The following is a 12,322-nucleotide window of genomic DNA, read 5'->3' as shown; positions in this document are numbered from 1 at the left end:
TTTATTTCCATACTAATGCTGATACAATTACTCCCCCAATTAATCCACCTATATGTCCAAAGTTATCCACATTAGCTACAGAAAAACCTATTATAAGGTTAACAAATATAACGGATATAATATTACTAACAAAATTTTTTCCTACCTGATCTTTTAATTTAAAAGCAATTATTAGATACGCTCCTAAAAGACCAAATATAGCTCCTGAAGCACCTATAGAAATACTATCAGATAAAAAATAACTTAATATAGAAGAAGTTATACCTGAAATAATGTAAATCAAAATATATTTCCATCTTCCATAAATGCTTTCTATTGACGGCCCTAAAGCATACAAGGCATACATATTAAGTCCTAAATGAATAATTCCTCCATGCAAGAAGGTACATGTTAACAGTCTGTAATATTCCCCACTTTGTATTAATGGATTTACCTTCGCTCCTAAAAATACAAGTACATTTATATTACTATCTATTATATTTCCAGATAACAGAGCAGTAATTATATACATAAATATGTTAATACCTATTAATATATATGTTAAAATAGGCCTATTATTTTTTGTACTAATATTCTTTTCCTTCATGTTATATTCATTTAAATAATATCCTATTATGCTTACTAACTCTTCATTTCCGCTAGTATAATAAAGAACTTTACCTACGTTCATATCTAAAAATATGTACCCTTGCATCTGCAAATTATTCATGGACTGTCCTTGAATTATGTTATGAATTTTAATATTTGCTCTTTCTTCATTTTGGGTAAAAACAATCTTTAAAACATTTAAATAATCAGTATTACTATAATCTTTCAAATTAAGTTTTATCCAATAATCATCTATATTTTCATATTCCTCATTACAGAATATTATACATCTACTAATTCCCATGTCCTCTTGTTTAATCAATACCCAAGGACTAATAATGCCCATACAACTATCATTAAACTCTATCAAATTATACCCTAAGCCTCTTGTAGCATTTTCTACAACAAACTTTATAATATTATCTTGATTCATGTGCGTTTCTCCTTTAAATTAATACTAAAAATAATAGAAACCATAAACAGCTTATTATTTTTACTAAAATTATATCATTAATATTTAAAGTTTATATTAATATTCACTAATATTTAATAAATATAATTTATTTTTATAGCGAACTTATTTATTCTATTATAGAAAAGAGCTTTACCTAATAAAAGGCAAGCTCTTTTACTCTAAACAATAGCATTTATGACAAGACTCGGATTTTTTAATAAATCAATCTCATAAAACGGAATTGGCAATCTTGTTTTGCTATCATAAAATATTCTTATAACTGGTCTATCTGGAAAACCTTTATTTTGATTTATAACATATCCCTCTTCACCATTTGAAAGTCTAACACAGCATCCTAAAGGATATATAGCAAAAGTATTTTTGAAATTTCTCACTAAATTTTCATCAAAGCTTGTCCCAGACCCTGCAAGTATAAGCTCATAAGCATCATTAGGATTAAATTTTTTTCTATAGCATCTGTCATTACTTACTGCATCATATACATCACATATACAAACTACCTTTGCAAATTTTGATATATTATTTCCTTCTAGACCATAAGGATACCCTCTACCATCTACCCTTTCGTGATGTTGTTCCACTATATCTATTATTGAATATGGCATTGATACAGTTTTTCTTACTATTTCTCCACCATATATTGTATGCTTTTTAATTTCATTAAATTCCTCTTCTGTTAGCTTACCATTTTTATTTAAAATTTTATTTGGCACCTTAGTTTTCCCAACATCATGAAGTACTGCTCCTACACCTAATTCCTTTAATTCATATTCCTTGAAATTAGATGAAAGCCCCAAAAATGATGTCATTATACAAGTATCCAAGGAATGCATATATGTATAATTATCATAAGTTTTTATATCATAAAGGCTTCTATTTACATCTCCAAGGTCAATTATATATTCAACTAGATCCTCAACACTTTCTAAGGATTGTCTTAATTCTTTTCCATTACAACTATGAATATTTTTAACTATTTTAGACATACTTTTCATTGTAACTTGTTTTAATTCAGTTAACTGTTGATCTTCAACCTGAACATCTTCTAGTCTTTCATCTTCTACATATACATAAAATACTCCTATTTCCTGAAGCTTTGTTATATAGTTGTGTGTAAGTTTTATTCCTGCTTTTAAAAGAATTTTACCATCACTAGTTAAAATACTCTTACCTAGTACGTCGTTCTCCCTTACTCTATTTATAAATTCAAGCCTCATAACAATTTCTCCTTAAACCTAATTTAACATATAATTAACAACCAGATGGTTAAAATATCTAATTATGATAATATCACACTAATAAATAAAATAAAATACCAAAACAACGTACTTAACAGAAATTTGTTATTATTTCAGTAAATATATCATAAAAAGTTAATTTTTATAGAAATCTATATATTTTTCACGAATCATATAATTATTTTATTTATATTCCTCTTGCTTTCCTTGTATTTCTTTAAACACTTTCTCCATCTGTTCCTTAATTAACGTACATATTCGTTGCAATTTTTCTTCCATAACATTTACTTCTTCAATATAATCAAAAGTTATATGCCATGTGGGATTATATTCATTATCTTCATTTTCAATATCATATCCACTCTCAATAAAAGCACTATCATTAAACAAATCAAATATTGCTGTATACTCCCAGTCCTCTACATCTTTTCTTGTATCAAAAAACAAATGTACTTTTTCCCCATCATAGTACATCTTTGTTATATATTCAGCTCCATCATTTACTTGATAACTTCCAAGCTCTTTAACAAATTGATTATTTTCCTTATCTCTTTCCATTAAAACTAATGAAGAAAAATTCATATTCATCCTCCTCTTTATTTCCATATATTTACTATTACATGTTTTTAGTCTATAATTATATTATACTATATTTCATCTTTACATTATTATCGTGAACTTATTACTATTTATTAGAACTTTATCATTATTATAGGGGGAAAAAGATGAAAAGATTGCCTAAATCTAAATTTATATTTATAATATTGCCAGCTATCATAATATTATCCATCGTAATAAGGTATAGAATTATATATTATAAATCACGAGAAATAACCTATGTTGTTGAAAGATATATGACTACAGGTTTATTGAATTCTCATAAATTATTTGATATTAATGACTTTCACTTATCTTTCTCCGATGGAAGATTAGCTATAATGAGAGTTAATGGTTTGCAAAAAAAATCTCCTCATAAAAAAGTTCAATATGATGTTTTCCTAGAAAAAAGTCCAAAAGGAATCTGGAAAGTAAAAAAACTATACCAGGTTCCTTAATCCCAATTATTTATGAACTTTTTTTACAGCACAATCTCTACAAATGCCCTTTAACTTTAAATCCAATTCGTTTTCTGAAATTGTAAAACCAGTTTTATTCTTTATAAGTTCCTCTACTTGGCGAATAGGACAATCAATTTCAACTTCTTTATGACAAACAGTACATTCAAGAATATGTTTATGCTTATCAGGATTTATTATATAATTATATTTTCCATGACCTAAATCAAATTTGTCTACAATATCCTTATTATTAAATAATTCTAAACTTCTATATACTGTTGATAAGTCTAAATTTACATTTCTATTTTTGCATTGTTCATAAATATATTCTACAGTAACCGCTGAATTACATTCCTGCAATATTTCAATTATATTAATTCTACCTTTGGTTACTTTTATACCGTTGTTTCTTAAAAATTCTTCTATATTCATATGATCACCTTACAATATTATTACAATTATTATATCATAAAAGTAGTTAATTAGTTAATTCTAAAAAAATACCATCTTTAACCCAAAAATAATTAATATAATTCCTCCTATATAATCTGCATACTTACATATAATTTCAATTTTCTTTAGATATCTTGCAATAATAAAAGCAAATATACAATTAATAATAGTAATAAAACCTATAAATAATGTATCTTTTAAGATCATATATCCACTTACTATATTGTTTAAAGCTGTAAATCCTACAACCATAGCATCGATACTAACAGAAATGCCTAATATAATCCACATACCTGGTTTTATAAGTGCACATTCTTCTTTATCTTCCAATCCTTCCTTAATCATTAATATTCCAACTAGCATTATTACTATTCCTCCTATTACCTTAGGAACAGAGACAATATATGTATTAAATAAAAAACCAGCATAAGCCCCCAATATAGAAAATAGAAATTGAAAAAATCCGAATGATAAAATACATAATGCCTTATATTTTCTTGTAGCTAGCCTATTCAATCCTATAGAAAGCGATACCCCAAATGCATCTAATGAAAGAGCTAGAGCAACTAAAAATAACGAGTAAAATTTCATATTTAACCTCCAAAATTTCTTTAAAATAATTTTTCAAATCTATTTTTTCATTTTATAAGATAATTTAAATATAATCAACTAATAAATCATTTCTTTTGTTAAGGGACAGTTGATGATTAATAGATAATAATAGATAATAAAATAATAGATAATCACCTAAGTTAAATAATATTGTTTATATTTATAAAATATGTCAATAAATAATAATAACGATAATAATAGTTCATAAGAAAGGATGTTTTAATTGCCTAGAACTGCAAGAGTAAAATGTTTTAATGGAATATATCACATTACCATGAGGAGTTTTAAAGAATTTAACCTATTTAAAAACTCAAGTGATAAAGATAAATTTTTGAATATATTGAAAAAATATAAGGATATTTTTTTATTCAAAGTATTTGCCTATTGTTTAATGGATACACACGTCCATTTGTTAATTCATTCAAATGGCGCTGATATAAGTAAATTTATGCATTCTATTAATCAAAGCTATGCTCAATACTATAATAAGAAACATAATCGCTATGGACATGTTTTTTCTGATAGATTTAAAAGTATTATTGCAGAAAAAGATACAGATATTATATTAATGTCTGCTTATATTCATAATAATCCTAAAGACATAAAAGGTTATAAAAACTGTGTAGAAAATTATAATTACTCTAGTTATTCTACATACCTTGGAAATAAGGATAACATATTTAATTTGATAGATTTCCATCCTATACTTAATTACTTTAATGAAGATTTAATTTTATCACGAAAACGATACTATAACTTTGTAAAAAATAGATTATCTAAGGCTACAAAATTAATAGATATTAAATGGGATGTTAAATCAGATGAACACCTAAAAAACTCTATAGACTATATTAATGAAAAAACTCCTTTAATAAGATCTTTAGAACCTGAAGATGTAATGAACTTTATTTATAAATCTTGTAATATAGATAGTACTATAATTAATATAAAATATAATAAAAAAATTTCTGCTTATAGATCTATTTGTGTCTTAATTATGAGATGTTTTTGCAATTTTACTTTTAATCAGATATCTCAAGTAATTAGTAATTATACTCAATCTTATCTATCTAAACTATGTAGTAAAGGTTACGAACTTATTTCTAATGATCCGGATTATAAAATCATATTAGACAGCTTTTTATATGAATACTCATTTACTTACTAATATATACTATATTGATAAATAAACATATTTCTACTATTATTTTTATAATATCAAGCTTATTTTAAACTTCATCAATTGTATAAGCATATTTCCATATAATAATATTTGGTTTAAATTAAATTTATAAAAGCAAAAATAGCTTATCAACTATAATTATAGCTAATAAACTATTTCTTAATTTTTATCATAAATTTTGGGAATTATTAATTATTCTCTATTAAAAGTTACACTACATGTAGTTAAATCAATTTCTTCTTCTAATAATAATTCTTTCTCAAATACTAAACTTAATATTCTAGCCTTATGAGAACCTATTTCAAAATCCTCTAAATCAAAAATTCCTGAAAGTACTGTCTTTCCATCTGCTGTCTTTATTGTAACTGGAATCTTCTCTAATCTAATAGATTCATTTGTTGCATTCCTTACCAATAAAGTCATAAGCAAATTATTGTTTTTGTACTGAGTTACTGTAAATAAAGACACACTAACTTGTCCGTATTCTAGTTTTGGCAATGAACCCATAAATTCATTAAAGGTAGATATTTCTTCTTCATCCATTCCATCAGGTATTTTTTCTAATTCTATTTTAGAATATCTAACAGCTTTTGCATTATTATTAACAACAACTGTCCAATCATCTTGAGGTATTTCTTTGACAAATAAATTTTCCTTGTCAAAATATACTTTCCAAGGTCTCGCTGAACGTGGAGGAATATCTCCTATTTTACTAAAATCAAAAACTTGATAAGCTAATTGTTCACCTTTAGAATTTATAATATAAAGAGGAACTTCTTCAAAATTTATTGGTTTTTCAAGTCCATTTACAATATATATTTTAACCTCTAATTTGTCATCATCACTAAATGCATAAACTCCAAATACACCTATTTCTCCTTCTTTAATTTCAGGAATAGTTTCACTCATTTCTTCTTCCAAATAGCTTTTTTGTACATCTGATATTCTATCTACTACATCGTTATTTATTGAAAGTTCAATATTTAATGCATCTTTTTTTGCTGCTTCAATTGAACTGTCCCTATTTTTTTCCATACTTTACTCCTCCAATTTTTTATTCTATTACTATAATTTCAAGATCTTCTTCTGATGCTTCTTCAGCTATTTTGTTTAGGGTATTCTCTACACTTTCAGATAAAACTCCCTTACTACCAATTAGAGTAATACCACTATTTTTATTTATATTATCTTTAATGAAGTTTCCAGCTGATGATAGATCTTGTGAACTTGCCATATTTCCACTTAACACTACAGGTGAACCTGATTTTGCTGCTGCTGCTGAAGCTACTAATGCATCTGCAAAATTCTTAACACTATCATTACCACCAGAAGCTACATATACTTTGTCAAAGGAATAATCAGCTTTAAAATAATTTAAAACCGCCATATTTGTCTTAAATCTATCTTTTCCTTGAGCTACCCTTGTCCCCTTAACTGAGCTTACAATGGAATCATTAAGTACACCAGATCCACCAACTGCCATTACTTCAAGTTTAAAATCATCTATAACCTTTTTAACTGCTACATCTAATTTAACTGAATTTGTTATTAATACTGGAATCTCTAGCTTGGCAGCAATAGAAGCTACACTTAAAGCATCAGAATATCCATTTTGGCCATTAACTAATATAGCCTTCTTAGCTCCTGTTTTTGAAATTAATTCTCTAGCTACAACTGCATTAGTATCAAATCTGTTTCCACCATCTTTTGCATAACGTGTTACTTTAAGACCGTTAGCTTTTAACTTATCCGAAATTGCTGTACTTACTACTCCTTCTCCTCCTACTATGTACACATTACTTGCCCCTATTTTCTTTATAGTATCAAGCACACCATTAGGTAATGAATCCTTTTTAGTTAGAAGAATAGGAGCTCCTAATTTCTTAGCTAGTGGAGTAGCGCTTACTGCATCAGCATATCCTTCACCATTTACTAAAACTACATTTTGACTCTTGCCAAATATATCTTCAGCAACACTTCTAGCTGTAGTGAATCTATCCTGACCTCCAACTCTATTAACTGAGGCTGCCATTACATTAATGCTACTAAATGTTGTTGTTAAAAATACAGAAACTACTGCTGTACAAATTATTTTACTAAGTTTCTTATTATTCATGAACTGTCCCCTCCAAAATTTAAAATAATTATAATTTAAATAAATATTTTGTTACTAAATGTTATTAAATACATTGCTCTTTTCTTGTTTTAAATTATTATGGGAATAAAATTATTTTTATAGTAATTAATAAATATGCGTAACAATTATCTATATTATCTACAAAATACATCAAATAAACTATTATTCCATATAATTTAATAGTACCATCAATAGAATGCACTAGTAAAGTATTATAAAAAATAACCTTGATGTAAATTATTCCACAAAATTAAGTCATTAAAACTATTTAATATAATTTTTATACATCATCATATTAAATACTCCTTATATTTTAACATATTATACTAACAGTTAAAACAATTAATCCTAAACTATACATTAAATTTCTAATAAAACCCTACTTAAATAAATAGGGTTTTATATAATATATAATAATATTATTATTTTTGCTATTCTATTGAATCTTAATGTCTAAATTATCCGCTGTTCTACTAACATCTAAAGTTCCTTTACCAATTAGATTATTTCCATCCTCACCATAAAAGTATATTGTAACTTTATCATCATTTACTATACTGAGAGCAGCTTTACCTATATCAAATAAATTATTATTTCCTTCAATTTTAAATTTTTTAATATTAGAATTATTACTGCTTTTTATATTAATCACTTTAAAATTCTTCATAACAGGTGATACCTCTACCTTTGCTATAGCATTAATACTACTTGTACTACTGCCTCCATTACTGCTTCCACTACTACTTCCGCTACTGCTAGTATTATCTTTTACAAAAAAATTTACTATTGCCCCTGACTTTAGTTTGCGACTATTAACAGATTTTATATTATCTTCAACATATAAGATATATTCTTTGTTAATATCATAATTATTAACTGGCGGGTATACCAATATTGTTTTTCCATCATCTGAAAGCTTTAATTTTATATTTATTTTATTTCCTGATAAGTCCTTTACAATAACTGAATTATTAATAGTATTAGAATCTAATTTAATGTTAAATCTTATCATCCAAATCTTATCTTTACTTACCTCTTTACTAGATAATTTACTATTGTCTATAGCAAACACCTTTATTGGAGCAATTAATATCGCTCCAAATAGTAATGTTATCACAATTAGCTTATTTTTTATTTCCTTAAACATAGTTTCCTCCTAAATATAACTTTTTAATAGTTATAATTTATTTAATTTTATTACTTTATATTTCGTTATATTTGATTTCTTCTTAAATTAAATAATCTTGTAATTTATGGCATATCAATAAGCTGTCCCCAAATTTATAAACCTCCTAGATTATAATGTTTAGAAATTACACTAACTCAAGGAGGTTTCTTTTTGGTCATTTATTTTATACCACTTTTATATTCTTAAATATCTTCATCACTTACTTTATCTTGTTCATTTTCTATCTCATCCATGTCTTTGTAAATTTTGGCATAGGAATTTATAGTATTATGTACAATAAACTTAAATAGTTCTTTATTATTAACAACAATTTTTGTATTAGCTTCTCCTTCAAATAATTTCTTTGTTAAATCTACAAAATTATTATATATAGTCATTTCAAGACACTCTATTTCATTAAAATCAAAAATGATTTCTAATGGTTTAATAAATAGTAGTCCCTCCATCACTGTATTTAGCTGTTTTAATGCATCACTATCTATAGATTTATTAATTCTTACTACAAAGACACCACTGTTATTTGTTATAATAAAAGGTTCTTCTTTTACTGTATCCTCTTCCTCAATTTCTTCTGTTTTTTCTTCTATATTTTCTTCCTCAGTATCTTCTGTAATATTTTCTTCTATAATCCCTAACACACTATTTATTCTCTGCAATAATCTTTCTGGAGTAATTGGTTTTAATACATAGTGCTTAGCCCCTGCCTCCAGTGCATCTACTACTTGATTTTTTTGTTCCAATGAACTTACTATTATTATTTTTGCATCTGGATGAGAACTTAATATTTTTTTTGTCGCTTCTATTCCAGTTGTACCTGGCATATTTATATCCATTGTAACTAAATCTGGACGAAACTTTTGATACTCATAAAAAGCTTGAATAGCATTTTCTGCTTCTGAAACAACATTATGTCCAGCTTCAGCTAGAATAGATCTTATATTTATTCTCATAATAGCTGAATCATCAACAACCAATATATTAGCCATAAAATCACCACCTTTGTAACTTTTGGCAAAAAACATCAACTGTTCCTCATTATTTGTTTTGCCATAAATCATGAACTGTCCCTAGTTTTTTGCTAAAAAATCATGAACTGTCCCCTATTTTAAAGAAATAACAGCCTTATTAGATTTACTTACATCTACAGTACTTTCTCCTAAAAGATTTCTATTATCATCATAGAAAGATATCTTAGCGGTATCTCCACCAAATAGTGTGACAGCTTCCTTTTCTATAGAAAATAAATTATTGTTACCTTCAATTTTAAACATTTTTACATTAGCAACCTTACAATCTACAGTTATCTGCTTTAACATAGATAAATAAGGAGATACAAGTACATTTACATCCAACTTAATTTCTTGTGTTACTTTAAAATCTAATAACACATCTCTTTTTATATTTTGATTGTTTTTAGATTTTGCTCCCTTACCAACAGTTATTCTATAAGATTTACCTAATTCATATCCACCAGCTGGAGGCATTATTTTAAATGTTTCGTCATTGTCACTTGGTTTAACTTCCACTTTAACCAATTTTCCTAAACTGTCCCCATTCAATTCTCTTACACCTATGCTATTTTTTATGGAATCAAGATCTCCAGATGAATTAAAATCTACTGACCATACATAATTTGGATCAGTTATATTTTTTAAGCCTAGATTTTTTGAATCATCTACAGCTAAAGCATTACTAGACATTGTACTAAAAATAATCATAAAAGCTAATAGAAAAACTGAAAATGTCATTATTAAGCCATTGTTCCTCTTGCTATTATACTTGTTTCTCAATAATCTCAAAGCAAACACCCTCCATTTATAATCATATTATTTTAGATTTTAAGAACACTAAACAATTGCTACAATATTACAATTTATGTTCTCAATATTATTTATCGTAATTCCCGTCTATTTTTTTACTACAATACTACAAACATTATTAATATCTCAATACTGCAATACTTAACTATTGAACTATAAACTTCATTATAACAGGCTTTGGTATCTTTTCTTTATATATAGATAATACATTCTGAGTAATTATTATATAATAACTCTTTCCTGATTCATAATTATTTGTTGGTGTAATAGTTAAAAGCTTTTTATCTGCATTGTATCCTACAGTTCTTGAAAGTTTGTTAACATTATTCACATAGCTTTCATTATTTATATTTTCTATATTAGTAAACTTATTTTTAAACTCACTTTCTTCAACTATAAACACATTGTTTTCATTTACGCTACTTAAGTCTACTCCCTTTGTAAAATCTATGTTCCACATCTTATTTAACACTACATCTTTTTTCTCATCTATTTGCTTAAATCCACTTAAATCCAACTGATTTTCCTCATTAGGATTGTTTATACTACCCATATCATAAATCGTATAAGCTTCTGGATAATCAGCTTTATTCCAGAAATGATTCTGCCCTATTTGAGCATCTGTTAAATTATAATAATCATACAGAACACGTCCTTTTACATCCGGTATTGGATCATCCCAAGTGCAATCCATTTGATACCATTTCCCATTAAGGTTAACTAAATTCCATGCATGATTTTCAGTACTACTGCCATTATTAGCTTGTCCAACAACTATTCTTGTTTCTACTCCAACTTTATTTAGCATTTTATAAGCAAGCATAGCATAACCTTGGCATACAGTTTCTCCTGAATAAAGCGCCTCATAAGCAGTAAACTTAGTTAAAGATCTATCATAAACTACATGTGACACTATATAATCATGTATTGCTTTCTCTTTCTTATCCTGAGTCATAGATGGAGTTATTATACTACTTAGTATGGAATCTACTTTTGAATCTACAAAATTCTCTTGATCTTTAGTAGTTCTATATTCCATATTAAGTTGCAAACTTATATTACCATCATATCCCTGCCATCTTCCTGAATATGACTTAATAGAATTAGCTAAATAGTCATCACTTTTCTGTATATAATCTCGTATTTCAGGAATTATGTTACGTAAATCTTCAAAATTTCCTGTATAATTTATAGTAAAGCTTTCTTCTCTATTTAGACAATAATCTTTAACTATTGGGAAAATCTGATTTTTAGAAAAACAGCTATACTCAGCATAACTTTTATATACTGGTGTAGTTATAGTCTGATTTTCTTCTGAATAAAGTATATTCTTGTTTAATATCTGAGTACTTTCTTGTCTAAACTTTTTATTGTTATTTCTACTTATGTCCGAACTTGCTGTAACTCCAAAAGGCACTAAAGTTAAGCATATTAGTAATATGATACTGGTTGCTATTTTTTTCATTTTTCCCATAAAACCCCTCCGCATATAGTCAGTAACATTATATTATTATCGTAATATAATTTAAATTATTTATAAATATATTTAGTTATATATTTATTATATAC

Annotated in this window: 13 protein-coding genes; 2 read left to right on the top strand and 11 right to left on the bottom strand. The window is 26.4% G+C overall.

Annotated elements, in window-relative coordinates:
- Position 1 precedes the first annotated feature (1 nt).
- The 3 genes from T514_RS0118870 to T514_RS0118860 all read right to left on the bottom strand — a co-directional run bounded on the left by T514_RS0118870 (position 2) and on the right by T514_RS0118860 (position 2,883).
- Positions 2–1,021 carry a rhomboid family intramembrane serine protease gene (locus T514_RS0118870; RefSeq protein ID WP_027626183.1) on the bottom strand — a complete coding sequence of 340 codons (1,020 nt, stop codon included), beginning with the start codon at positions 1,019–1,021 and terminating at the stop codon, positions 2–4.
- A 200-nt stretch (positions 1,022–1,221) separates the two neighbouring features.
- Entirely contained in the window at positions 1,222–2,280 is a 1,059-nt protein-coding gene (locus tag T514_RS0118865) for an HD-GYP domain-containing protein (RefSeq protein WP_027626182.1), read from the bottom strand.
- Between the two features lie 204 nt (positions 2,281–2,484).
- The gene (locus T514_RS0118860) at positions 2,485–2,883 is read right to left on the bottom strand and encodes a DUF6762 family protein (protein ID WP_027626181.1); all 399 of its coding nucleotides are present in this window, start codon (positions 2,881–2,883) and stop codon (positions 2,485–2,487) included.
- A gap of 143 nt (positions 2,884–3,026) precedes the next feature.
- On the opposite strand from T514_RS0118860, the gene T514_RS0118855 reads away from it, so the two are divergent.
- A complete protein-coding gene (locus T514_RS0118855; RefSeq protein ID WP_034869652.1) occupies positions 3,027–3,356 on the top strand; it encodes a hypothetical protein in 330 nt (109 codons plus the stop codon).
- A gap of 6 nt (positions 3,357–3,362) precedes the next feature.
- Here T514_RS0118855 and T514_RS0118850 read toward each other — a convergent pair whose 3' ends face one another.
- Both T514_RS0118850 and T514_RS0118845 read right to left on the bottom strand, forming a co-directional pair.
- Positions 3,363–3,791: a Fur family transcriptional regulator gene (locus T514_RS0118850; RefSeq protein ID WP_027626179.1), complete on the bottom strand. Its 429-nt coding sequence runs from the start codon at positions 3,789–3,791 to the stop codon at positions 3,363–3,365.
- A 60-nt stretch (positions 3,792–3,851) separates the two neighbouring features.
- Positions 3,852–4,403 carry a manganese efflux pump MntP gene (locus T514_RS0118845; RefSeq protein WP_027626178.1) on the bottom strand — a complete coding sequence of 184 codons (552 nt, stop codon included), beginning with the start codon at positions 4,401–4,403 and terminating at the stop codon, positions 3,852–3,854.
- Between the two features lie 244 nt (positions 4,404–4,647).
- Between T514_RS0118845 and T514_RS0118840 the strand changes: the two genes are divergently transcribed.
- On the top strand, positions 4,648–5,592 hold the full coding sequence (locus T514_RS0118840; RefSeq protein ID WP_027626177.1) for a transposase: 945 nt from the start codon (positions 4,648–4,650) through the stop codon (positions 5,590–5,592).
- A gap of 207 nt (positions 5,593–5,799) precedes the next feature.
- On the opposite strand, the gene T514_RS0118835 is transcribed toward T514_RS0118840, so the two are convergent.
- The 6 genes from T514_RS0118835 to T514_RS24975 form a co-directional block, all read right to left on the bottom strand.
- A complete protein-coding gene (locus tag T514_RS0118835) occupies positions 5,800–6,642 on the bottom strand; it encodes an SLAP domain-containing protein (RefSeq protein WP_051542164.1) in 843 nt (280 codons plus the stop codon).
- Positions 6,643–6,661: 19 nt separating this feature from the next.
- A complete protein-coding gene (locus T514_RS0118830) occupies positions 6,662–7,723 on the bottom strand; it encodes a cell wall-binding repeat-containing protein (RefSeq protein WP_034869651.1) in 1,062 nt (353 codons plus the stop codon).
- Positions 7,724–8,180: 457 nt separating this feature from the next.
- The gene (locus tag T514_RS25895) at positions 8,181–8,891 is read right to left on the bottom strand and encodes an Ig-like domain-containing protein (protein WP_027626174.1); all 711 of its coding nucleotides are present in this window, start codon (positions 8,889–8,891) and stop codon (positions 8,181–8,183) included.
- A 224-nt stretch (positions 8,892–9,115) separates the two neighbouring features.
- On the bottom strand, positions 9,116–9,919 hold the full coding sequence (locus T514_RS26305) for a response regulator (RefSeq protein WP_084284748.1): 804 nt from the start codon (positions 9,917–9,919) through the stop codon (positions 9,116–9,118).
- A gap of 114 nt (positions 9,920–10,033) precedes the next feature.
- Positions 10,034–10,732 carry a hypothetical protein gene (locus tag T514_RS0118815; RefSeq protein WP_027626173.1) on the bottom strand — a complete coding sequence of 233 codons (699 nt, stop codon included), beginning with the start codon at positions 10,730–10,732 and terminating at the stop codon, positions 10,034–10,036.
- 166 nt (positions 10,733–10,898) lie between these two features.
- On the bottom strand, positions 10,899–12,227 hold the full coding sequence (locus T514_RS24975; protein WP_051542162.1) for a transglutaminase domain-containing protein: 1,329 nt from the start codon (positions 12,225–12,227) through the stop codon (positions 10,899–10,901).
- Positions 12,228–12,322 lie beyond the last annotated feature (95 nt).

Origin of the sequence: Clostridium lundense DSM 17049 (assembly GCF_000619945.1) — a bacterium.
Lineage (GTDB): Bacteria > Bacillota > Clostridia > Clostridiales > Clostridiaceae > Clostridium_AO > Clostridium_AO lundense.
This window is presented reverse-complemented; position numbering and strand designations above follow the sequence as displayed.

Bases quoted from the DNA above. Each gene is read 5' to 3' on its own strand.
- T514_RS0118835 (WP_051542164.1), bottom strand. From the start codon at position 6,642: ATGGAAAAAAATAGGGACAGTTCAATTGAAGCAGCAAAAAAAGATGCA.
- T514_RS0118845 (WP_027626178.1), bottom strand. From the start codon at position 4,403: ATGAAATTTTACTCGTTATTTTTAGTTGCTCTAGCTCTTTCATTAGAT.
- T514_RS0118855 (WP_034869652.1), top strand. From the start codon at position 3,027: ATGAAAAGATTGCCTAAATCTAAATTTATATTTATAATATTGCCAGCT.
- T514_RS26305 (WP_084284748.1), bottom strand. From the start codon at position 9,919: ATGGCTAATATATTGGTTGTTGATGATTCAGCTATTATGAGAATAAAT.
- T514_RS25895 (WP_027626174.1), bottom strand. From the start codon at position 8,891: ATGTTTAAGGAAATAAAAAATAAGCTAATTGTGATAACATTACTATTT.
- T514_RS0118865 (WP_027626182.1), bottom strand. From the start codon at position 2,280: ATGAGGCTTGAATTTATAAATAGAGTAAGGGAGAACGACGTACTAGGT.
- T514_RS0118870 (WP_027626183.1), bottom strand. From the start codon at position 1,021: ATGAATCAAGATAATATTATAAAGTTTGTTGTAGAAAATGCTACAAGA.
- T514_RS0118860 (WP_027626181.1), bottom strand. From the start codon at position 2,883: ATGAATTTTTCTTCATTAGTTTTAATGGAAAGAGATAAGGAAAATAAT.
- T514_RS0118830 (WP_034869651.1), bottom strand. From the start codon at position 7,723: ATGAATAATAAGAAACTTAGTAAAATAATTTGTACAGCAGTAGTTTCT.
- T514_RS24975 (WP_051542162.1), bottom strand. From the start codon at position 12,227: ATGGGAAAAATGAAAAAAATAGCAACCAGTATCATATTACTAATATGC.
- T514_RS0118850 (WP_027626179.1), bottom strand. From the start codon at position 3,791: ATGAATATAGAAGAATTTTTAAGAAACAACGGTATAAAAGTAACCAAA.